This is a genomic window from Streptomyces sp. NPDC101151, from assembly GCF_044768335.1.
GTDB lineage: Bacteria > Actinomycetota > Actinomycetes > Streptomycetales > Streptomycetaceae > Streptomyces.
Window position 1 is genome coordinate 227,611 of the sequence record NZ_JBIWPP010000004.1, and the last position, 21,477, is coordinate 249,087.

Here is a 21,477-nt window from a genome sequence, read left to right on the forward strand (position 1 = left end):
CACCTAGACGAATCCTCGCTGAGGCGTCGGCGAGGGTTCGACGAGCCCTCGCCGAGGATTCGCTGGCTTCTTTCGAGAGTTCGGGGGAGTTGTAGGAGTTTCGCCGCACACTCTTCTATTTGGTCCGGCTGGAATTTCATGTCAATGTTCCGTGGGTCACCGGAGCGGACTACCGCTCACGTGGTTCTTTCCTGCCCGTTCTGAGCCGTTCTGGAGTGCCCATGCGTCGAACCACTGCCCGTGCGGCAGAAGCCGCCAGTGGCGCGAGGGCCGGTGTCCATTGATGAGTGCTGAGGAACTGGCCGACTTCCTGGGCATACCGCTGAACGCGGTCTACATATGGAATCACCTACACCAGGGTCCGCGAGCCCACAAGGTCGGCCGCTATTTGCGCTACCGCTGGCCGGAGGTGGAGGCATGGCTGGAAGCTCAGGCGGTGGATCGCACGGTCTGATTGGCCGAGTACGCCTGGTGCATTCGCGCCGGCAGGGCGACAGAACCCGGCGTACAGCCCGACTCGTCTGCCGCCACCTGCGGCTTTGTCTTGGAAAGGGCCTCTGACCTGCATCGAGGCCCTTTCTGGTCTTTCAGGAGCTTGCCGCGTTAGGCGGCCAAAACTCCCTCGGAAGTCCCTCAGACGGAGCTGAAAGTCCCTGAAAAGTCCCAGGAGCGGAGAGGCGGGGGGCGCCTCTGAGCTGGTACGTCTGCGAAGGGTGCCGGGGATGCGATCAGTTCAGAGCCAACCGATCGATGGTGCGCCAGCGATAGGCGCGGTCTTCGCGACGCAGTTCGACCAGTTCCAGGTGATCGACCGGGACGCCGACGCTGTCCATGTCGCGGAGCGGGCGGATCGCTTCCCGGACAACGCATGCATCCGTGGGGCGGTTGCAGTACGCGATGCCGATGTGCGGCCGCAGCACCGCGGTCGGCTTCCGCAAAGGCAGCTGGCATTGCGCGGTGGTGGCGGACAGCTTGGAGTGGAGGTCGAGCACGGGAGTCCACGGGGCGATGCTGTAGCGGACCGCGCCGCGGGATGCGGTCATCGGTATGGCCTGGAGCCGGAACCTGGCTGTAGGTATCGCGGCTGTGGTGGCGAGCAGCGTGTCCAACTGCTTCAGCGTGACGTCGTCGGTGGTGCCGATCCGGCCGAGGGTCAGGTGCAGACCGTCCGCGTCGATGGAGTCGAAGTTCAGGTTTCGGATCTTGTCTTGGCAGTGTCGAGCGTGCTCGGCGAGCGCCGAGTCGGCGGGGAAGCTGAGCATCCAGTAGTAGGCCCGCGTCGATGGAGTCCACCCAGCCCGGTCCCAGTGGTTAGTCATCTCCTGCTCCCGGTCGAAGGCCGCCCAGTCGTGTGCTGCGATGACCTCGGGGTCATCGACGCTCGGCGGCGGGGCGGTGGGAAACGCGCTGGGATCCTCAGTCAGCAGCACTCGGTGCCCTTCTCGTACGACTATCGCTCAAGCGTGCCATCGTGGCAAAGTTGGTCACCGCTCGGGTTAACGGGGTGGTGTGCCAAGTGCGTAGCGCCTCGGCGTAATCCCTGACGACAGGTAGCTGGTGCCACGATGCTGCACGGGTGTGGAGTTCACCGGCTCGCTGGATGACCGATCGGATCGGCGGGCCACCCCCGGCTTCGAGAACCTGCCTGCCGAGCACCATGGCCTGCTCCACATCCGGCCGAGGCCCTGCGAGCAGAGCAGTGGCCACGTCCAGGCGGACCAGGGCCCGGCTCCAGTCGGAGTCGGACTGCTCTATGAGTTCGTCGACCTGCTCCGCGTACTCGATGACGTCCCGTGTGTTGCCGAGGGCGACATGGGCGGTAGCGGCGTTCGCCAGTGTGCGGGCGATGCTGTACGGGGCGAAAGAGATGCACGGTGTCAGCCCGCCCGGGAGCCGGTGGTTACTGCTGAGATCCTCGGCCTCTGCGATGGCCCTCTGCGCGCCCACGGTGTCGCCGAGCTTGCCGAGAGCACGTGCTCGGCCGTTAGCTAGTAGCCGGATCGCCTGCGCGTTGTCGCGATCGATGGCCAAGCCGGCATCGGCCCATTCGAGCGCCTGGTCGTAGAGGCCCGCGTAGTACGCGCCCAGAGAGCGGGTGCCGAAGATCCACATCATCAGCTCCAGGTCGTCGATCTCCTGGGCGAGCTGGAGGGCTTCGGTGCTGTAGGCCTCGGCGATGGCGTCGTGACCCGCGTTGACCGCCATGTAGCTGAGCAGGCCGGAGGCTTGGGCTGCAAGACGGAAGAGTTCTGCCCGCTGCCCAGGCGGCTGGCGCCCTTCCAACAGTGTCTGGATGAAATTACGCAACTCGGCAGTCTTGGGAGCGAGTTGGTGCGGACCGTCGGCCTCGTACCGGTCCACTATGGCGCCCACCTGCTGGACCAGCACGGTCAAGGTGGTGGGGTCGGTGTTGGACGAGATGGTCGTGCTCAGGCGCCTCGCCACGTCGAGCGGGCTCTCCCAAGGTTCCCGGGCAGCTGTCTCGCGGACAGGTTCCCGGTGCCGGTGAGCTTCCTCAATCGGCTCGGGAGCGTTCCGAGCGAATAGCTGCGGCAGCGCGTGCGGCGGCACGGCCAGCTGCTCCAGCACGGTCACGATCTTGTCGAAGTTGGTCAGCCGCCTCGAACCGGACTCGAGAGCGGAGAGGAACGGCTGGCTCAGGCCCGTGAGACGGGCCATCTCCTCTTGCCGTAAGGAGGCCAGCTTGCGCACGCGGGTGAGAGCCGTCCCAAAGTCGCCGTCCCGCAAGGCCATGACGACCTGCGCGTCCTGCCACACGTGGTTAGGCACCCGGACCGGGTCCGGCTCGGCGGCTGTCAGCAACCGGCTGCAAGGGGCACAGATCGGCTCACGGTTGTACCGGCTCAGCACAAGCCCGCACCCCTCGCACCGTCCTGGTTTGCCTGCCACCGCTACCGCCGCCCCTCCATTGCCACCTTCTTGCGGGCCTTCAAGAGTCTGATCACCCAAGTGTTATCACCGCCGGAATGTGCCATCAGCCGGTTCCTGCCACATCGTTGATGGCCACAGCCAGCCCGCATTCCCTGGCCGCTGATCAACACTCAGGTCGTTGCGGACCCCTGCCTGGAAAGGGCGAATGTCAAGACCCCGGCTACAGGAGGTGACTTGTGCCCGCCGTTGACACGACGATGCACGAGATCGAGCTCAAGCACGGTCCATTCGGCCAGGCGATCACGAAGCCGTTCGCCAGAACGCGGCGGGCAGTCGACGAACGGTCTCTGCTCAAGATCTATATGGGGATTGATCCCGAGGGCCGCCGTAAGCGGGAGGCGGAGTCAGTGGAGCGCGCCGCTCACTTGGGTCTGTCGGTCCCCGAGGTCCTGGCCACGGGCACGGGAGAGGACGGATCTTGGACGGTGTTCGGTATGTTGCCAGGCGTGCCCTGTGGGGTGCGTACCGGCCGGGCAATCGAGGGGTACCTCGGTCACGTTCTTAATCTGACCCACCGACTCCACCGGTCTTCGGCCAGTCTTGCACCCGGCCTCGGCTGGGAGAACCGCCACGGTCGCCTTGTGCCCCAACACCGCTTCCTGCTCGACCAGTTCTCTCCACGCTGCCGACTACGACCGTGGTGGGAGGCGTTGACCGAGGCCCTTCAACCGCTTGAATCGCATCCCGTCGTCCACCTGCATGGCGACCTCAAGCCCGAGCACCTGTTGGTCGACGACGGCCGAGTGCACGTCGTGGACTGGGAAGCCAGCGCCCGAGGCCCCGCCGTCGTCGACTACACCGACGTGGTGTTCCATCTTGTACGTGACCTGCTGTACGAGGGCGTGCCACCCAAAGACGTCCCAGTCGGCCTCATGACCCGGTTACCGTTCAGCGGTCCTGTGCTGGCCTGGCGCTTGCTGCTCTGGCTCGATCGCCGTCGTCCTGAAGACATCGACCTCGTCACGGCCCGCGAAGTCGGCCGCCTCACGGCCGAGGAGCAGGCGCCAGCCGCCTATGCGGCGTTGGCTCGGACCGTCTCACTCCTGCGTGCCGTCGGCGTACCTCGCTGATTCCTTCGCGCATCGCCCGTCCAGGCGTGCTGACGCCTGCGCTCATTCACCTTTCTGTCTCCCTGAACGGAGTTCGTGATGCCTCGTACGAGCACGATCGTCAACAACAGTCACCTCGTCATCGACACCGCCATGGCCAAGCCGGATACGACGACCATCGTCGAGCGGAAGGGCCTTGGACACCCGGACACCCTGGCTGACCACCTCGCCGAGCGGCTGTCCCGTGCCTACAGCCACCACACCGTCGCGCGGTTTGGCGCCGTGCTTCACCACAACTTCGACAAGCTCGCCCTCCTCGGTGGGGGCAGCGAGGTCCGATACGGCGCCGGCAGGATGACAGCCCCGGTGCGTGTCCTAGTCAATGGGCGGGCAGCACCCACGTGCGGAGGCGAGAAGATCCCGGTCGAGGAGATCATCGAGACTGAGGTCAGGGCGTTCTTCGCCGAACGGCTCCCCGAGGTGTCGGACCACCTCGACATCGTCTTCAACATCACCAGCAACTCCAGCCCGGGCGCGGTCCTCACCGGCGACGGGGTCCCGGACCGTACACGCTGGTTCAATCCGCGCTCCGTCGATGACCTGCGGGAGCGGCGGGTGCGGCTGTCGAACGACACCTCACTGGGGACCGGCTGGGCTCCGGAGAACGCTTTCGAGTCGTTCGTCCGTGAACTGGTGAACCACTTCTCCGGCGAGAGCGTTTTCACTCGCGCCCACGCCTGGTGCGGGTCCGATGTCAAGCTCATGGGCTACTGGGACGGCGATCAGGCCGACGTCGTGCTGTGTGTTCCGCAGAAATCACGTCACGTCGCCAGCCGGGTCGAATATGTCCGCAACGCGGAGAGCGTCCTGGCCGAGTGCCACCGGCTGGCGGACCTTCGGCTGCCTGGTGCTCAGGCGCGCTTCCGGCTCAACGCCCGCGACGTGCCGGAGAAGGACGAGTTGTACCTGACCTACACCGGAAGCTCGATCGAGTCGGGGGACGAGGGTGTCGTCGGGCGCGGCAACCGAGTCAACGGCCTGATCACGCCACTGCGTCCGATGAACCTTGAGGGAGCCAACGGCAAGAACCCCGTTTACCACGTCGGCAAGCTCTACAACATCGCCGCCCAGCGCCTGGCCGAGCGCCTGCACGAGACCACGAACGGCCACGCGGAAGTGCACCTGGTCAGCACCACCGGGCAGCGCCTCGATCAGCCGTGGCGCATCCTGGTCCGCCTCTCGGCTCCCTACGCCGAGACCGACAAGGTGCAGGCCCTCGTAGCGGAGACGCTGGGAGAGTTCCCGGCGCTGACCGACGAGTTGGTCTCCGACGGGATCGTGCTGAGCTGATGACGAAGCGGACGCTCGGAGAGATCCCCGCAGGGTGCCGACGGAGATTACTTGCGCACTACGGGCCTGCTGCCCAGCGGTGGCTCGATGCCGCCCCGGGGCGGCTGGCACGTGCGGCGGAACGCTGGAAGCTGTCGCTTGTGTCCTATCACGACGCCGGACACGCCTCGGTGATCGCGTCGGCGACCTGCCTTGACGGGTGTCCGCTGCTCCTCAAGGCGTGGTTCGATCCCACCCGCTACCGCCGTGAGGTGGACGCGCTACGACTCTGGTCCGGCGGACCGACAGTCGGCGTCGTGGAGGCCGCGGACGACCTGGCTGTCGCCGCACTCGAACTCGTCGGAGGACAACCCGGTGGCGCGGAGTGGCCAAGGCGGGAGATCCAGATCGTGGCTGCGGCCCTCCAGGGGCTGCACGTCTTTGGGCAGCGCAGGCGCCGGCCGGAGAGTCTGCCGCGCCTCGCTGACTACCTCGCGCAGGAAATCCGGCCCCGGATCGAATGGCGGCTACAGAAACTCGATCTCGGCGGCTGGCGCTCCCTGGTCGAAGCCGGGCGCCCTGCTGCCGACCTGGAGGAAGGCCCCCGCCGGGCGACGGTGCTGCACGCGGACCTGTATCGGGAGAACGCGCTGTTCGACCGGCTGGGTCACCCCCGGCTGATCGATCCGCTTCCCATGGTGGGTGATCCGGCGTTCGACTGGGCGTTCTGGACCGTCTACTACGACCTGGGGCGCGGTACCGACAAGCGGCTGGCCACCGCCTCACGCGTCTCCCGGATTCCCGTCCCGGTGCTCGCACCCTGGTGCCGTCTCCTGGGCGTCGACGGCCTCCTTTTCTACGTGGAGTCTCGCGACCCACGAGCGGCCCTTATGGCGGAAGTGCTCACCCACCTCTTGGCGTCGACCTCTTGGAGCGGATCGTGACGACGTACATCCTCCGCCATGGCCAAACGGACTGCAGCAAGCGGTACCTCGTCAACGGCGACCCATCCCAACCCATCCGCCTGACCGAGGAGGGGCGGCAATCGCTGAGCTTGAACCGCTCCACTCTCCCCCTCCACACCGTACGGACGTGGCTGACCAGCGAATTCCCGCGTGCCCAGCAGACAGCTTTTCTACTGATGGATATGTCGGCGGCGGACCTGGTCATCGATCCTCGGTTGAACGAACTCGACTATGGAGAGTTCGAGGGCCGCCCGTTCCTGGAGTACGCGGTCTGGCTTAACGGCCAGGGTCCCGGCGAGCGGCCGGCGGGTGGCACCGAGTCACAGCGCGACGGCATTCGGAGGATGCTCACGGGAGTCCTGGCGGCCCTGGAGCACCCAGGTCCCCGTGTCCTCGTAGGCCACGGCCTTCTGCTCTCCGTACTCCTCTGGCACCAGTGCCGATCGTCGAAGGAAGCCATGCCGCTCTTCTTCCCGGAGGCGCCGTACGTCGAGCCGATCGCTATACCCGACGACGAACTGCCTGACTGGTGCACGGCGCTGCTGAGCGATCTTGACAGAGATGTTCCTGGAGGTCGCGTCGACCGCGGTGGCGTGGACATATTCCGGATCGACGAGGGCTCGGCGCTTGCTACCGTCGATTCCGTATCCCACCCGCCGGATCAAAAGGATCTTCCTCATGCATGATGCCCGCGCCCTAATCGAAATGGGTGCCGAAGCGGTTCGTCGGCTCGCTCGGCGCGGCTACTCTCTGGACCTGTCCGAGCTGGAGTCCCTCCAGTCTCGTCGCAACCAGAACATCCGTTCGGCTGACGAGCTGCGGGCAGAGTCCAAGCGGGTGGCGAGCGAGGTCCAGCAGACGGCCAAGCAAGGTGGTGACATCTCCAAGCTGAAGGATCGGGCTCGCGAGCTGAAGGAGCAGATCCGGGACATCGAGACCGGTCAGAGCCAGATCGAGGAGCAGCTTCGCGACCTCCTCCTCAGCATCCCGAACCTGCCGGACGAAGCGGCCCCAGACGGCGATTCCGAGGACTTCGCGGTCGAGGTCCGACGGGTCGGTACTCCGCCGGCCTTCCCGTTCGAGCCGAAGGACCACGTTGACCTCGGCGAGGGCATGGGGATCCTCGACTTCGCGCGGGCTACGAAGCTGTCCGGCCCCCGCTTCGCGGTCTCGCGAGGCGTCGGGGCAGCCCTGGAGCGTGCCCTGGCCACGCTCTTCCTCGATCTGCACACTCGTCGGCACGGGTACATCGAGCACGCCGTCCCGTACCTGGTCACCCGCAAGACGATGACCGGCACTGGGCAGCTGCCGAAGTTCGAGGAGGACCTGTTCAAGACCGGCGTCGCCGACCGTGAGCTGTTCCTGATCCCGACCGCCGAGGTGCCGCTGACTAACCTCTACGCCGACGAGATCATCCCTCCGGCCGAGCTGCCGATGGCGCTCACCGCGCACACGCCGTGCTTCCGGTCCGAAGCAGGCTCGTACGGTCGTGACACCCGGGGCCTGATCCGCCAGCACCAGTTCGCCAAGGTCGAGATCGTCCAGATGGTCGACCCGGTTGACGCGGACGCGACGCTGGAGACGATGGTCGGCCACGCTGAGGCGTGCCTGAAGGAACTCGGCCTCGTCTACCGCGTCGTCAAGCTGGCCGCCGGTGACACGGGCTTCTCAGCCCAGCTCACGTACGACATCGAGGTCTGGATCCCGAGCCAGAACACGTACCGCGAGATCTCCTCGGTCTCCAACTTCGGCACCTTCCAGGCCCGCCGGGCCAACATCCGGACCCGTGGCGACGACGGCAAGCCCAAGCTCGTCGCCACCCTCAACGGCTCCGGCCTCCCCGTCGGCCGCACCCTGGCCGCTCTCCTTGAGCAGTGCCAGCAACAGGACGGCTCCGCCGTCCTGCCCGAATCTCTCGTCCCGTACCTCGGCTTCCGCCGTATCTCGGCGGACGGAACACCGGAGGCATAACGTGCTCGTCGGCGTCTGCGACTTCCCCAGTAGCTACGCTTTTCCACCCGCCGGTTACGGCGGGATCGAACGATGGCTGTGGGCGGTCGCCGTAGGCGCCCGAGCCGCAGGCGCCGACGTACACCTCCTCGGGCCGGGCTGGCTCACGAACCTGGAGAACGACTGGGTTCGTCGGCCGGTCCGCCTGGAGGACACCACCACCGGGTCGCTCGCCTCGCGCGATCTCCGCAGCACCGGATACGACCTCCTGGTCGTGGGGCACGAATACCCGTCGCTGCCAGCCTGGACGCGTACCTGGAACGACCTGGACTGCGACGTTGCCACGTTCCAGCACTCGCCCGTCTTCGAGCACGCCGATGCGGCCTTCGACGGCAAACGGTCACGGCTCTACTGCTACTCGCCTGAGATGGTCGAGCGGTATGCAGACCACCAGCCGATCCCTGAACTCGCTGTACACCTCGGCCTGGACGAGGAAGAGCCGTCGGCCGTCACCGGTGACGACCTCGTGTGGCTTGGCCGCATAGACGACGAAAAGGCGCCCCACATCGCTGTTCGAGCCGCTCAGATCCTCGGCCGCCGGATACAAATCGTCGGCCCGGTCTTCGACCAAGCGTATGTACAACGCCACGGACGCCTCTTCAGCGCGGACCACGTGAAGTGGGCCGGCGAACTCGGGGGTCCCGCCAAGACCGCCGCCATCCGCGACGCCTCCGTCTTCGTCTACACCTACGCCCGTACCTACGTGGAGGCCGGCGCTGCCGTTTTCGGCGAGTCCCTCCGCACCGGCACCCCTATGGCTGCGCTCACATGGCGCGAGGGGACCTGCGCCGAGGCGGCCCTGTGCGAACGGACAGGCGTGATTACGGTGGCCGATCCCGACGAGGACGACGAAACCGCTGCGGAGCTTCTCGCCCTCGCGATTGAGCAGGCCGAAGACCTCAACCACACGGAGGCCCAAGAGATCGGAATGCATCGCTTCGATCCGGCCCGCCACTTTACGGCGATGTCGACTCGGCCATGCTGACGAGCGGTCTCGGAGAGCTTGCGCCCGGTCCGCCGACCGATACAGAGGGCCGCTTACCTGCGGTCCTGCGCCAAGCTCTGGGACCCCACTGGGAGTTCACCTTCGCCGACGGGCGGATTGCAATCGAGCACGCCCACAGGGGCTCGCCGTACCGTCCGCCCCGCCAAGCCCCGTCGTGGGAGGGGCTGCTGGCGGAACTGAAGGCAAGTTTCGCCGCCCAGGGCGTCCCGCAGGACGCCTGCCTGCCACTTCGGTGGGGCCGCGAGACCGAGCTGACGATCTCGGCCGTCCAAGCCCTCGACCCCCTCCTCAAAGATGGGCGTCCGCTGACCTACCGCAGCGGCTTCCTGCCTCAGCCTGTTGTCCGTTTCACCGGGCAACGTGACGCATCGGGCGACCTCCGGGATGGATTTCTGACCTCGTTCGTCAACGTTTCCCGTGTCCAGCCAATTCAGCGCATGGACGAATACGGTGTGATCCTGGATGGCTGGCTCAGTGTGCTGTCGCGATTGGGTTTCCACGCGCGCCACATCAGCGTCCAGGGAAAGCTGGCAGCATGGCGACGTCGCCAAGTCGAAGGCGTCACCCTTCGCTTCAACCACCTCGACCTGTCTCTCGGCGACATCGTCCTTCTATGGAACGCCGACAACCCTGCGCGAATGGCGGTAGACCTCGGCACCGGCTTGGAGCGGTTGGCCTGGGCACGTACGCGGCTGGGGTGGATGGACCTCGTCTTCGGCAAGTTCGCGCCCCTGGCGCCCCCACCGACTCTGGACGCCGTCCGTACCGCCACTCTCCTCCTCGCGCACGGCATCCGTCCCACCGCGCGAGGGGCTGGCGGAATCACACGCCGGGTGATCGGAACGATCGACCCTTATTCGGCGAGATTGGGCGTCAGCTCCCTGGTTCGTGCCTCGTATCGATATTGGCGACTGTTCGGTGAGCCGAATGTCCCATGGCCAGCCGTGGCCATGGCGATTGAGGAGGAGCTCAGCATCTCCCTCTCTGTCAAAGTAGATCGAGTCAGGCATACTGGATGATTTATTGAGTCGAGGGCGGAGACGCGAGTGCCGGTATCACTCATGTAATCCGGGCAGTTGAGGAACCCTGGCGGGCAGCTGTCATCAGTTGCGGTCGTGGGTCGTTTTGACGATCGCGTCCAGGAGCCGTGGGACGTCTTCGAGACTGTCGAGGACCACGTCGGCTCCGGCCGTGGAGAGTTCGGCAGCGGTGGTCTTGCCGGATGCGACTCCGATCACAGGAGCACCGCCTTCAAGCCCGGTACGGACGTCTTCGAGGGAATCTCCGATGATGACCGTGTTGGAGCGGCTGAAGGCGGTGGTTCCGTACTTGGCCTGAGCTGGGCGGTGTTCGTCGTCCGAGGAATATCCGCCGATCTCCGTGAAGGTCTCCCGGTACACCTGCCGGTCGATGTCACCGACGTACAGCAGGGTGCGGTCGATGTCCCAGAGCACGAGAATCTGCCTGGCGTCGGTCAAGTTCGGCTCCCTGCTGCTGCCATGGCGGCGCGTCGCTCCAGTACGTCTTGAGCGTACGGGCTGTGGGCGACGGGGCGAAGTTGTTGGATCACGCACGTGACGTGACTGTCGAACCGTGCCGACTGAAGATTCTCGGCGAGGCCGAGGACCTCGTGTGCCGTGGCGCAGCCGGCTTTGAGGTCGCCCTGCCCTATGTGGGCGGTTGCGGCTCGGGAGAGGAACAGCCGTACTCATGACGAGGTCAGGACAGGAAGTGAGACCAGTCCGCGCACAAGGCGGGTGCGCCGCCAGTCCAGTTGATCAGGCAATACGGCAAGCCGGATCCCAGGGAAGCGGGACAGGATCGCGCGCAGGGCGATGTCGGCTTCGGCTCTGGCGAGGGGAGCGCCGACGCAGCGATGGATGCCGTGGCCGAAGCTGAGGTGGCTGGCGGCTTCCCGGTCCAGGTTGAGCTGGTCCGGCGAGGGGAATCGCTCCGGGTCTCGGTTGGCGGTTCCAAGAGCGATCATTACCGGGACACCGGCGGGGATCTCGGTGCCGCCGAGTGTGACGGCTTCCGTGGTGAATCGGAAAGTGGCCGTGCCGTTGGCAGGCCCGACGACGGCAGCACGCGTTTCACTGCTCGTCTCGACGCGCTCCCGGGCAGGGTCGTCGCGGACGCTGTCGGCGGGCGCCTCGGTCAGCAGGTCGCCGACCCGGACGTGGGGGTCAGCCGGATGATCGAAGGAGCGCCGGTGCGCGTGGAGGTCCGGGCTGGAACTGGCCGTAGCGGTGTAGTGCGCTTGATGCGCGTGCGCGGCGAGGACTGAACTCCGAATCTCAGGAACGCCAGTGGCACCGTCGGTGCGGACATTGCGAGGCCCCTTTGGCGAGCACTCTCCGTGAAGGCTGACGGATAGTCAGATATCTCTGATGTATCGTCACCAATTTAAGATCATCTTGCACGCGCGTTGCACAAGGTGATGAAAAACAGCGATGATCAATGGAGGGTCCCGCAAGTGTGTAACAGCAGGTCAGCATGCATTTAGGAGTGTCGTGCCCCTCATCTCCTAGGGGCACGACACTCCGCCAATCAGATGTCCCGGAAGATCTCGATCTGCGCCCCGATCGAGTTCAGCCGCTCCGCGAGATCCTCGTACCCGCGGTTGATGACGTACACGTTGCGCAGCACCGACGTGCCCTCGGCCGCCATCATCGCCAGCAGCACGACCACCGCGGGGCGCAGGGCGGGCGGGCACATCATCTCGGCGGCGCGCCAGCGGGTCGGGCCCTCGACCAGGACGCGGTGCGGGTCCAGCAGCTGCAGGCGGCCGCCGAGCCGGTTGAGGTCCGTCAGGTAGATCGCGCGGTTGTCGTAGACCCAGTCGTGAATCAGCGTCTGGCCCTGCGCGACGGCCGCGATGGCCGCGAAGAAGGGGACGTTGTCGATGTTCAGGCCCGGGAAGGGCATGGGGTGGATCTTGTCGATCGGGGCCTCCAGCTTGGAGGGCCGGACCGTGAGGTCCACCAGACGGGTACGGCCGTTGTCCGCGAAGTACTCGGGGCTGCGGTCGTGGTCGAGGCCCATCTCCTCCAGGACCGCCAGCTCGATCTCGAGGAACTCGATGGGGACGCGGCGGACCGTCAGTTCCGACTCCGTGACGACCGCGGCGGCCAGCAGGCTCATCGCCTCGACCGGGTCCTCGGAGGGGGAGTAGTCGACGTCGACGTCGATGTTCGGCACACCGTGCACGGTCAGCGTGGTGGTGCCGATGCCCTCGACCTTGACGCCGAGCGCCTCAAGGAAGAAACACAGGTCCTGGACCATGTAGTTGGAGGAGGCGTTGCGGATGACGGTCACGCCGTCGTGCCGGGCGGCGGCCAGCAGCGCGTTCTCGGTCACGGTGTCGCCGCGCTCGGTCAGCACGATCGGGCGGTCGGGGCGGACCGTGCGGTCGACCTGTGCGTGGTACTGGCCCTCGGTGGCTGCGATGTCCAGACCGAACCGGCGCAGCGCGATCATGTGCGGTTCGATGGTCCGGGTGCCCAGGTCGCAGCCGCCGGCGTACGGCAGCTTGAAGTGGTCCATGCGGTGCAGCAGCGGACCGAGGAACATGATGATGGAGCGGGTGCGGACGGCGGCCTCCGCGTCGATCGCCGCCATCTCCAGCTCGGCCGGCGGCACCAGTTCCAGGTCGACCCCGTCGTTGATCCAGCGGGTGCGCACGCCGATGGAGTTGAGCACCTCCAGCAGGCGGTACACCTCCTCGATCCGGGCCACCCGGCGCAGCACCGTGCGCCCCTTGTTCAGCAGCGAGGCGCACAGCAGGGCGACGCACGCGTTCTTGCTGGTCTTGACGTCGATGGCGCCGGACAGCCGACGGCCGCCGACCACGCGCAGATGCATCGGACCCGCATAGCCCAGCGAGACGATCTCGCTGTCCAGAGCCTCACCGATCCGGGCGATCATCTCAAGGCTGATGTTCTGGTTCCCGCGCTCGATGCGGTTCACCGCGCTCTGACTGGTGCCGAGCGCTTCCGCGAGCTGCGTCTGTGTCCAGCCTCGGTGTTGCCGGGCGTCACGGATGAGCTTGCCGATGCGTACGAGGTAGTCGTCTGCCATGAGGCCGAGGTTATCTCACATATGAGATGGCGCCTGTTGGGGGGGCCATTCGGGTGACCCGCTGTCAGTGACCTGCAGGGATGCGGGAGATGTGGGACTATATGGGGGATTTACCCGATAGGCGGCGACTCTTCTGATTTCTTAGATCTTCACCCGGAAGCAGTAGAAATCCTCGCGTACTCGCGCGCGTAGAACAGGAACGGCTCGAAGCGGACTGCCGGGATGGGGTCCGTCGCGTACGGCGGCAGGGCGGGGGCGACGGTGTAGTGGTACCGCTCGACGTCGCCGAACTCGTCGCGCACCTCCAGCGTCCCCAGCTCCGGACAGTGCCACGAGAACGGGGCGACCTGGTCGCCCAGGGCGTTGCTTATCGTGCCGCACCCCTGTCCGTCGTCGAGGAACTCCAGCTCCGACGCCTCCATGACGCCGAAGTCGAAGGGTGAGCTGTCCCAGTGGCCGATCAGGGCGGTATCGAGAGACATGTGGCGATCTTCGCTCATCGTCGTGTGGCCGACGCCACCGAAAAACGGCAGGACCGGGCCCGGCCGGACATGACCAGTCGGCCCCCATGTACTAGAGTTATCTCGACATCGAGATATCTGCCGAGGTGCACCGCAGCCGCCACCCCGGTAAGGCCTACCTAACTTAGCCTTACCTTAGCGGATCGGCCAAGACGACGTGGCGGCAGGATTGCGGTGGTACGCGCACATCAATGAAGGAGACTGTCGTGTCGGCGAACAGCTTCGACGCCCGCAGCACGCTGCAGGTGGGCGACGAGTCGTACGAGATCTTCCGGCTGGACAAGGTCGAGGGCTCCGCGCGCCTTCCCTACAGCCTGAAGGTCCTGCTGGAGAACCTGCTCCGCACGGAGGACGGCGCGAACATCACCGCCGACCACATCCGCGCCCTCGGCAACTGGGACTCCCAGGCCCAGCCCTCGCAGGAGATCCAGTTCACGCCGGCCCGCGTGATCATGCAGGACTTCACCGGCGTCCCCTGCGTCGTGGACCTCGCGACCATGCGTGAGGCCGTCAAGGAGCTGGGCGGCGACCCGGCGAAGATCAACCCGCTGGCGCCGGCCGAGCTGGTCATCGACCACTCCGTCATCGCCGACAAGTTCGGCACGAACGACGCCTTCAAGGTGAACGTCGAGCTGGAGTACGGCCGCAACAAGGAGCGCTACCAGTTCCTGCGCTGGGGCCAGACCGCCTTCGACGAGTTCAAGGTCGTCCCGCCGGGCACCGGCATCGTCCACCAGGTCAACATCGAGCACCTGGCCCGCACCGTCATGGTCCGTAACGGCCAGGCGTACCCCGACACCCTCGTCGGCACCGACTCGCACACCACCATGGTCAACGGCCTCGGTGTGCTGGGCTGGGGCGTCGGCGGCATCGAGGCCGAGGCCGCGATGCTCGGCCAGCCGGTCTCCATGCTCATCCCGCGCGTCGTCGGCTTCAAGCTCACCGGTGAGCTCAAGCCGGGCACCACCGCCACCGACCTCGTGCTCACCATCACCGAGATGCTCCGCAAGCACGGTGTGGTCGGCAAGTTCGTCGAGTTCTACGGCGAGGGCGTGGCCGCCACCTCGCTCGCCAACCGCGCCACCATCGGCAACATGTCGCCGGAGTTCGGCTCCACCGCCGCGATCTTCCCGATCGACGGCGAGACCCTGAAGTACCTGCGCCTGACCGGCCGCAGCGACCAGCAGGTCGCGCTCGTCGAGGCGTACGCCAAGGAGCAGGGCCTCTGGCTGGACCCGAAGGCCGAGCCGGACTTCTCCGAGAAGCTCGAGCTGGACCTGTCGACGGTCGTGCCCTCGATCGCCGGCCCCAAGCGTCCGCAGGACCGTATCGTCCTCGCGAACGCCGCCCAGCAGTTCGCGCTCGACGTCCGCAACTACGTCGACACCGCCGACGAGGCCGGCAAGGAGTCCTTCCCGGCGTCCGACGCCCCGGCGTCCACCAACGGCGTCCCGTCCAACCCGGTCACCGTGACCGCCCCCGACGGCTCGTCCTACGAGATCGACCACGGTGCGGTGACGGTCGCGGCCATCACCTCCTGCACCAACACCTCGAACCCGTACGTCATGGTCGCCGCCGCCCTGGTGGCCAAGAAGGCGGTCGAGAAGGGCCTGACCCGCAAGCCGTGGGTCAAGACCACGCTCGCCCCGGGCTCGAAGGTCGTCACCGACTACTTCGACAAGGCGGGTCTGACCCCGTACCTCGACAAGGTCGGCTTCAACCTCGTCGGCTACGGCTGCACCACCTGCATCGGCAACTCCGGCCCGCTGCCGGACGAGGTCTCCAAGGCCGTCAACGACCACGACCTCGCGGTCACCTCGGTCCTCTCCGGCAACCGGAACTTCGAGGGCCGGATCAACCCCGACGTCAAGATGAACTACCTGGCCTCCCCGCCGCTGGTCGTCGCGTACGCCCTCGCGGGCTCCATGAAGGTGGACATCACCAAGGACGCCCTCGGCACCGACCAGGCCGGCAACCCGGTCTACCTGACCGACATCTGGCCGACCGAGGCCGAGGTCAACGACGTCGTGGCCAACGCCATCGGCGAGGACATGTTCAACAAGTCCTACCAGGACGTCTTCGCCGGCGACGCCCAGTGGCAGTCGCTGCCGATCCCGACCGGCAACACCTTCGAGTGGGACGCCGAGTCGACCTACGTCCGCAAGCCCCCGTACTTCGAGGGCATGGAGATGGAGCCGGCCCCCGTCACCGACATCGCCGGTGCCCGTGTGCTCGCCAAGCTGGGCGACTCGGTCACCACCGACCACATCTCCCCGGCCGGTGCGATCAAGGCCGACACCCCGGCGGGCCAGTACCTCACGGAGCACGGCGTCAAGCGCGTCGACTTCAACTCCTACGGCTCCCGCCGAGGCAACCACGAGGTCATGATCCGCGGTACGTTCGCCAACATCCGCCTGCGCAACCAGATCGCGCCGGGCACCGAGGGCGGCTACACCCGCGACTTCACGCAGGCCGACGCGCCGGTGGCGTTCATCTACGACGCCTCCCGCAACTACATCGAGCAGGGCATCCCGCTGGTCGTCCTGGCCGGCAAGGAGTACGGCTCCGGTTCGTCCCGCGACTGGGCCGCCAAGGGCACCGCGCTGCTCGGCGTCAAGGCCGTCATCGCCGAGTCGTACGAGCGCATCCACCGCTCGAACCTCATCGGCATGGGCGTCCTGCCGCTGCAGTTCCCGGAGGGCCAGTCCGCCGAGTCCCTCGGTCTGACCGGTGAGGAGACCTTCTCCTTCTCCGGCGTGACCGAGCTGAACGACGGCACCACGCCGCGCACGGTCAAGGTCACCACCGACTCCGGTGTCGAGTTCGACGCGGTCGTCCGCATCGACACCCCCGGTGAGGCCGACTACTACCGCAACGGCGGCATCATGCAGTACGTGCTGCGCAGCCTGATCCGCAAGTAAGCGGTACGGCACGGCCGTTCAGGGCCGCATCCCCGGTGCGGGGGTGCGGCCCTCGGCCGTGCCCGGGCCGTCCGCGCCCAGGTCATCACCGACCCTCAGGCGGAACACAGGGTTTCCCCAGCGGACCGGGACAGGATCGGTACATGTCTGGCACCACTGGGTCACGTACCACCTCGACGATCCACCCCGTGCGCGGTCTCGGGTATCGCATCCGGTCCGCGGAGCAGGGCAGATGAGCCGCCGCCCGCGGGCCCGCTCGCTGCGCACGCGGCTGCTGGTCCTGATCACGGCCACCCTCGTGTGCGTCTGCGCCGCGCTCGCCCTCACCACCGTCCTCGCCCAGCGCGCCTACCTCATGGGCACCCTGGACGACCGGGTGAACGACGCCGCCGAACGCGGCCTGGGCGGAGCCGCGCTCCACCCCGCACTCCCCGCCGGCCTCGGCTTCCTCGGCAGGGGCGGCCACACCGAGGGGCTGCTCGCCGCCCGGTTCGACGCCACCGGGCACATCGTCTCCGCCGCGGTCGTCACGCGGGAGGCGGCCCCGCGCACCCTCACCGCGGTCCAGCGCGACTCCCTCACCGGCATCCGAGCCGACGGCTCGGTGCACACCCGGACCGTGCCCGGGCTCGGCGCCTACCGCGTCGCCGCCCTCGACGCCGGCGGCACCCGCGTCCTGGCCGGCCTGCCCATGGACGACGTCCGGGACACGCTCCGCAGGCTGGTCGAGATCGAGACGGTCGTCGGGGCCGCCGGACTCGCGGTCGCCGGTGGCGTCTGCGCGGTCGTCATCCGGCGGCAGCTGCGCCCGCTCGACCGGGTCGCCGCCACCGCCGTCGAGGTCTCCCGGGTACCGCTCGGGCACGGCCGGATCACCGCGCTGCCCCGGGTGCCCGAACGCGACACGGACCCCAGCGGCGAGGCCGGCCAGGTCGGCGCCGCCCTCAACCGGATGATCGACCACGTCGAGGCCTCGTACGCCGAACGCCGGCGCGGTGAGGAGCGCATGCGCCGCTTCGTCGCCGACGCCGGCCACGAACTGCGCACCCCGCTCGCCTCCGTCGCCGGGTACGCCGAGCTGATGAACCGCGTCGCCCCCGACCTCGCCTGGCGCCGGGTCCTGGCCGAGTCGGCGCGCATGACGGACCTGGTCGAGGACCTGCTGCTGCTCGCCCGTCTGGACGAGGGACGCCCGCTGCGGAACGCCGAGGTGGACCTGGCCGTCGTCGTCGCCGAGGCCGTGTGGGACGCCCGGGCGTCCGGCGCCGGTCATCTGTGGCGGCTCGAACTCCGCCCGGACACCCCGGCGCCGGTCGCCGGGGACGCGGCCCGGCTGCGTCAGGTGGTGGCCGTCCTGCTGGCCAACGCGCGCGTGCACACCCCGCCCGGTACGACCGTCACCGCCACGGTCGCGTCCACCGCGACCCGCCAGGTGATCCGCGTCCGCGACGACGGCCCCGGAATCCCGCCCGGCCTTCTTCCGTCCGTCTTCGAACGCTTCACGCGGGCCGACGCCTCACGCTCCCGGGCCCCCGGTGCCCAGGGCGGTTCGGGCCTCGGGCTCGCGATCGCCGCGGCGATCACGGCGGCACACGGAGGCCGAATCCATGTGGACAGCGTCCCGGGGCGGACCGAGTTCACGGTCGAACTCCCCGGCGCCGTGCCGTCGCCCACGGTCGGGGAAACGCCCTCGGACAGAAGGTCCGGCACCCCACGCCCGGCCTCCCGGCCGCTGGGCAGCTCCGCCTGAGCCCCGTCAGCCCCTCAGGTCACCTCAGGTCCCTTCAGCTCCCCTCAGGTCACCTAAGGTCACCTCAGGTCCCTTCAGGTCCCCTCAGGTCCCCCGAACCCTCCGAGTCGCCCGAGTTCCCTGAGTCGGTGAGGAACCCCGTGATGTCCGGCAGTGCCACCTCGGCCCAGATGACCTTGCCCTGGGGGGTGTACCTGGTGCCCCAGCGCTCGGTCATCTGCGAGACCAGGAACAGACCCCGGCCTCCCTCGTCGGTCGTCGCGGCGTACCGCAGATGCGGCGAGGTGCTGCTGCCGTCGGCCACCTCGCAGACCAGCGTCCGGTCCCGGATCAGCCGGACATGGATCGGGTCGGAGCCGTAGCGGATGGCGTTGGTGATCAGCTCGCTCAGCACCAGTTCCATGCCGAAGCCCAGCTCGGCCAGGCCCCACTCCTCCAGCTTCTCGGACACCGCGCCACGCATCCCGGACACGGCGGCCGGGTCGCACGGCACGTCCCAGTCGGCGACGTTCTCGGGCGGCAGCGCGTGGGTGCGCGCGATGAGCAGGGCGACGTCGTCCTTGGCCCGCTCCGGCAGCAGCTCGTCCAGCACCGCCTGGCAGCTCTCCTCCGGCGCGCGGTCGGGGTGGCCCGCCAGCGCCTGGCGCAGCAGCTCCATGCCCACGTCCAGGTCCCGTGTGCGGTCCTCGATGAGGCCGTCGGTGTACAGGACGAGCTGAGTTCCCTCGGCCAGCTCCAGCTCCGCCGTCTGGAACGGCATGCCGCCGAGGCCGAGCGGCGGCCCGGCCGGCAGGTCGGGGAACGTGACATTGCCGTCGGGGTGCACCAGTGCGGGCGCCAGGTGCCCGGCGCGCGCCATGACACAGCGGCGCGACACCGGGTCGTAGATCGCGTACAGGCAGGTCGCGCCCACGATCTCCGCGGTCGCCTCCGCGCAGGCCTCGTCCTGGTCGATGCGGCCGACCAGGTCGTCGAGATGGCTGAGCAGTTCGTCGGGCGGCAGGTCGAGCGTGGAGAAGTTGTGGACCGCGGTGCGCAGCCGGCCCATCGTCGCGGCGGCGTGCAGGCCGTGCCCGACCACATCGCCGACGGCCAGCGCCACCCGGCTCCCGGGCAGCGGGATCACGTCGAACCAGTCGCCGCTCACGCCGGACTGGGCCGGCAGATAGCGGTAGCCGACCTCCAGGGCGCTCTGCTCGGGCAGCGCCCGCGGCAGCAGGCTGCGCTGGAGGGTGACCGCAAGGGCGTGCTCGCGGGCGTAGCGGCGGGCGTTGTCGATGCTGACCGCGGCCCGGGCCACCAGCTCCTCCGCCAGTGACAGCTCCTCCTCGTCGAAGGGGTCGCGCTTGGAACGCCAGAAATTGGCCATGCCCAGGACGACACCGCGGGCCTTGATCGGGGCGGCGATGAGCGAGTGGATGCCGAACTCGATGATCTGCTGGGCCCGCTCCGGGTCCTGTGCCTGCCAGCCCGTGGCGGTCGACAGGTCGGTCACCAGCTCGGAGCGGCCCGCGCCGTAGCCGCGCGCCTGGGGGGTGGAGGGCAGGAAGTCGATCAGCCGGCCCTTCTCGTAGAGGGGATGGTCGTCCCGGATGCCGCGCACGGCGACGCGCCGCATGTCCGTCGCCGTGGGGGCAGGTTCCTCGCCGTGCAGCACGCCGTCGCCCACGTCCACGGTGATGAAGTCGGCGAAGCGGGGGACGGCGAGCTGGGCCAGCTCGTCGGCCGTGCGGACCACGTCGAGTGTGGTGCCGATGCCCAGTCCGGCGTCGTACAGCAGCTCGAGTCGCTCCCGTGCGGCCTCCGCCCGGCCGGACACCGCCTGCAGCTCGGTGGAGTCGCGAAGCGTCACCACGGTGCCGCCGGGACCTCCGGGGCCGTCCGTGGGCCGCTGGTTGACCACGAGCAGCCGTCCCCCGGCGAAGTGCACCGCGTCGGTGGCCTCGCTCCCGGAGGCGAGCAGCTCCACCATTTCGGTGTCGAGGCCCGACAGCTCCCGCACGTGCCGCCCCTCGGCCTCGGGGGGCAGCTCCAGCAGTCGCCTGGCCTCGTCGTTGGCCAGGAGCAGGAACCCGTCGTCACCGACGATGAGCACTCCTTCCCGCACCGAGTGCAGCACCGTGTCGTGATGCTCGTACATGCGGGTCATCTCGTCGGGGGCCAGGCTGTGCGTCTGCCGCCGCAGCCGCCTGCCCACGAGTGCCGTCCCGCCGGTCGACAGCACGAGCGCCGTGGCGCCGGCGGTCAGGATGATCGGCAGCTGCCGGTTCACCTCGCTGGTCACGTTCTTGACCTTCAGGCCGGCGGAGACGAGGGCGATCACCTTGCCGTGGGAGTCGTCTATGGGAACGGTCGCCTGCACCTCGTGGCCGAGCGGGCCGTGGACGCTCTCGGTGTAGACCTTCCCGGCGAGCGACGGCTCGATCCTGCCGACGAAACGCTTGCCGATCTTGCTCGGGATGGGGTGGGTGTAGCGGATGCCCTTGGTGTCCATGACCACGATGAAGTCGACGCCCGCGCTCTTGCGCCCCGCCTCCGTGAGCGGCTGGAGCACCTTCGACGGGTCGGGGCTGTGCAGCGCCTGTTCGACGCCCGGGGAGTGCGCGAAGGTCTCCGCGACGGCGATGGACCGGCGCTTGGCCTCCGTGGTGGTGTCACGTTCCGACTGCAGGACGAGGGCGATGACGGCGCAGACCACCAGGGCCACCACCAGCGCCGCTTGCAGGACGAAGACCTGCCCGGCGACGCTGCGGGGGCTCTTGCCGACCATCGAGCGCCATGAGAAACGCCTGATTCGGTCGAATAGGTCCGACATGCGACATTTCTAGCACCGGCATTTAGTACGTGGCTATGGCTGGTCCAAGCGATGGACGTCACATTCCCCTCGGTCGGCA

16 protein-coding genes and 1 pseudogene are annotated in these 21,477 nt (G+C 67.8%); 10 read left to right on the plus strand and 7 right to left on the minus strand.

Translation table 11 applies throughout. The annotated features are described in order from the left end of the window. Positions 1-283: 283 nt before the first annotated feature. On the plus strand, positions 284-454 hold the full coding sequence (locus ACIRU3_RS09465; protein ID WP_404053756.1) for a helix-turn-helix transcriptional regulator: 171 nt from the start codon (positions 284-286) through the stop codon (positions 452-454). Positions 455-728: 274 nt separating this feature from the next. On the opposite strand, the gene ACIRU3_RS09470 is transcribed toward ACIRU3_RS09465, so the two are convergent. After that, the gene (locus ACIRU3_RS09470) at positions 729-1,430 is read right to left on the minus strand and encodes a 2'-5' RNA ligase family protein (RefSeq protein ID WP_404053758.1); all 702 of its coding nucleotides are present in this window, start codon (positions 1,428-1,430) and stop codon (positions 729-731) included. Further along, positions 1,417-2,778, minus strand: a complete 1,362-nt coding sequence (locus ACIRU3_RS09475; RefSeq protein ID WP_404053760.1) for a helix-turn-helix domain-containing protein — start codon at positions 2,776-2,778, stop codon at positions 1,417-1,419. Before ACIRU3_RS09475 ends, ACIRU3_RS09470 begins: the two co-directional genes overlap by 14 nt. Positions 2,779-3,128: 350 nt before the next feature. Here ACIRU3_RS09475 and ACIRU3_RS09480 point away from each other — a divergent pair, with 350 nt between their 5' ends. From ACIRU3_RS09480 to ACIRU3_RS09510, 7 genes are all read left to right on the plus strand, one after another. Continuing rightward, positions 3,129-4,022, plus strand: a complete 894-nt coding sequence (locus ACIRU3_RS09480; RefSeq protein ID WP_404053763.1) for an aminoglycoside phosphotransferase family protein — start codon at positions 3,129-3,131, stop codon at positions 4,020-4,022. 78 nt (positions 4,023-4,100) lie between these two features. Beyond that, positions 4,101-5,351 (plus strand): methionine adenosyltransferase, encoded by a 1,251-nt coding sequence (locus tag ACIRU3_RS09485; protein WP_404053765.1) that lies wholly within the window; start codon positions 4,101-4,103, stop codon positions 5,349-5,351. Further along, positions 5,351-6,274: an aminoglycoside phosphotransferase family protein gene (locus tag ACIRU3_RS09490; protein ID WP_404053767.1), complete on the plus strand. Its 924-nt coding sequence runs from the start codon at positions 5,351-5,353 to the stop codon at positions 6,272-6,274. Before ACIRU3_RS09485 ends, ACIRU3_RS09490 begins: the two co-directional genes overlap by 1 nt. Further along, positions 6,271-6,981, plus strand: a complete 711-nt coding sequence (locus tag ACIRU3_RS09495) for a histidine phosphatase family protein (RefSeq protein WP_404053769.1) — start codon at positions 6,271-6,273, stop codon at positions 6,979-6,981. The genes ACIRU3_RS09490 and ACIRU3_RS09495 overlap by 4 nt, the downstream gene beginning before the upstream one ends. Continuing rightward, positions 6,974-8,266 carry a serine--tRNA ligase gene (serS, locus tag ACIRU3_RS09500; protein WP_404053772.1) on the plus strand — a complete coding sequence of 431 codons (1,293 nt, stop codon included), beginning with the start codon at positions 6,974-6,976 and terminating at the stop codon, positions 8,264-8,266. Before ACIRU3_RS09495 ends, serS begins: the two co-directional genes overlap by 8 nt. A 1-nt stretch (position 8,267) precedes the next feature. Next, the gene (locus tag ACIRU3_RS09505) at positions 8,268-9,290 is read left to right on the plus strand and encodes a glycosyltransferase (protein ID WP_404053774.1); all 1,023 of its coding nucleotides are present in this window, start codon (positions 8,268-8,270) and stop codon (positions 9,288-9,290) included. Next, positions 9,284-10,330 carry a hypothetical protein gene (locus ACIRU3_RS09510; RefSeq protein ID WP_404053776.1) on the plus strand — a complete coding sequence of 349 codons (1,047 nt, stop codon included), beginning with the start codon at positions 9,284-9,286 and terminating at the stop codon, positions 10,328-10,330. The genes ACIRU3_RS09505 and ACIRU3_RS09510 overlap by 7 nt, the downstream gene beginning before the upstream one ends. Before the next feature lie 84 nt (positions 10,331-10,414). Here the strand turns inward: ACIRU3_RS09510 and ACIRU3_RS09515 are convergent, their stop codons facing one another. The 4 genes and pseudogenes from ACIRU3_RS09515 to ACIRU3_RS09530 all read right to left on the minus strand — a co-directional run bounded on the left by ACIRU3_RS09515 (position 10,415) and on the right by ACIRU3_RS09530 (position 13,873). Further along, positions 10,415-10,789, minus strand: coding sequence for an HAD family hydrolase (locus ACIRU3_RS09515; RefSeq protein WP_404053779.1), 375 nt, complete (start codon positions 10,787-10,789; stop codon positions 10,415-10,417). A 230-nt stretch (positions 10,790-11,019) separates the two neighbouring features. After that, positions 11,020-11,376: pseudogene (locus ACIRU3_RS09520) on the minus strand (cytochrome P450); the annotation flags it as partial. A 485-nt stretch (positions 11,377-11,861) separates the two neighbouring features. Next, positions 11,862-13,391, minus strand: coding sequence for a helix-turn-helix domain-containing protein (locus tag ACIRU3_RS09525; protein ID WP_404053782.1), 1,530 nt, complete (start codon positions 13,389-13,391; stop codon positions 11,862-11,864). A gap of 149 nt (positions 13,392-13,540) precedes the next feature. Beyond that, positions 13,541-13,873 carry a hypothetical protein gene (locus tag ACIRU3_RS09530; protein WP_404053784.1) on the minus strand — a complete coding sequence of 111 codons (333 nt, stop codon included), beginning with the start codon at positions 13,871-13,873 and terminating at the stop codon, positions 13,541-13,543. 245 nt (positions 13,874-14,118) lie between these two features. Here ACIRU3_RS09530 and acnA point away from each other — a divergent pair, with 245 nt between their 5' ends. Further along, positions 14,119-16,833 (plus strand): aconitate hydratase AcnA, encoded by a 2,715-nt coding sequence (gene acnA / locus ACIRU3_RS09535; protein ID WP_404053786.1) that lies wholly within the window; start codon positions 14,119-14,121, stop codon positions 16,831-16,833. A 232-nt stretch (positions 16,834-17,065) separates the two neighbouring features. Continuing rightward, positions 17,066-18,583: an ATP-binding protein gene (locus tag ACIRU3_RS09540; RefSeq protein WP_404053789.1), complete on the plus strand. Its 1,518-nt coding sequence runs from the start codon at positions 17,066-17,068 to the stop codon at positions 18,581-18,583. Positions 18,584-18,647: 64 nt separating this feature from the next. On the opposite strand, the gene ACIRU3_RS09545 is transcribed toward ACIRU3_RS09540, so the two are convergent. Next, positions 18,648-21,353 (minus strand): SpoIIE family protein phosphatase, encoded by a 2,706-nt coding sequence (locus tag ACIRU3_RS09545; protein ID WP_404053790.1) that lies wholly within the window; start codon positions 21,351-21,353, stop codon positions 18,648-18,650. Positions 21,354-21,477 lie beyond the last annotated feature (124 nt).

Excerpts from the sequence above, each read along its gene's own strand:
- ACIRU3_RS09530 (WP_404053784.1), bottom strand. The coding sequence starts at position 13,873 with ATGTCTCTCGATACCGCCCTGATCGGCCACTGGGACAGCTCACCCTTC.
- ACIRU3_RS09510 (WP_404053776.1), top strand. The coding sequence starts at position 9,284 with ATGCTGACGAGCGGTCTCGGAGAGCTTGCGCCCGGTCCGCCGACCGAT.
- ACIRU3_RS09465 (WP_404053756.1), top strand. The coding sequence starts at position 284 with ATGAGTGCTGAGGAACTGGCCGACTTCCTGGGCATACCGCTGAACGCG.
- ACIRU3_RS09545 (WP_404053790.1), bottom strand. The coding sequence starts at position 21,353 with ATGGTCGGCAAGAGCCCCCGCAGCGTCGCCGGGCAGGTCTTCGTCCTG.
- ACIRU3_RS09485 (WP_404053765.1), top strand. The coding sequence starts at position 4,101 with ATGCCTCGTACGAGCACGATCGTCAACAACAGTCACCTCGTCATCGAC.
- serS (WP_404053772.1), top strand. The coding sequence starts at position 6,974 with ATGCATGATGCCCGCGCCCTAATCGAAATGGGTGCCGAAGCGGTTCGT.
- ACIRU3_RS09525 (WP_404053782.1), bottom strand. The coding sequence starts at position 13,391 with ATGGCAGACGACTACCTCGTACGCATCGGCAAGCTCATCCGTGACGCC.
- ACIRU3_RS09540 (WP_404053789.1), top strand. The coding sequence starts at position 17,066 with ATGAGCCGCCGCCCGCGGGCCCGCTCGCTGCGCACGCGGCTGCTGGTC.
- ACIRU3_RS09490 (WP_404053767.1), top strand. The coding sequence starts at position 5,351 with ATGACGAAGCGGACGCTCGGAGAGATCCCCGCAGGGTGCCGACGGAGA.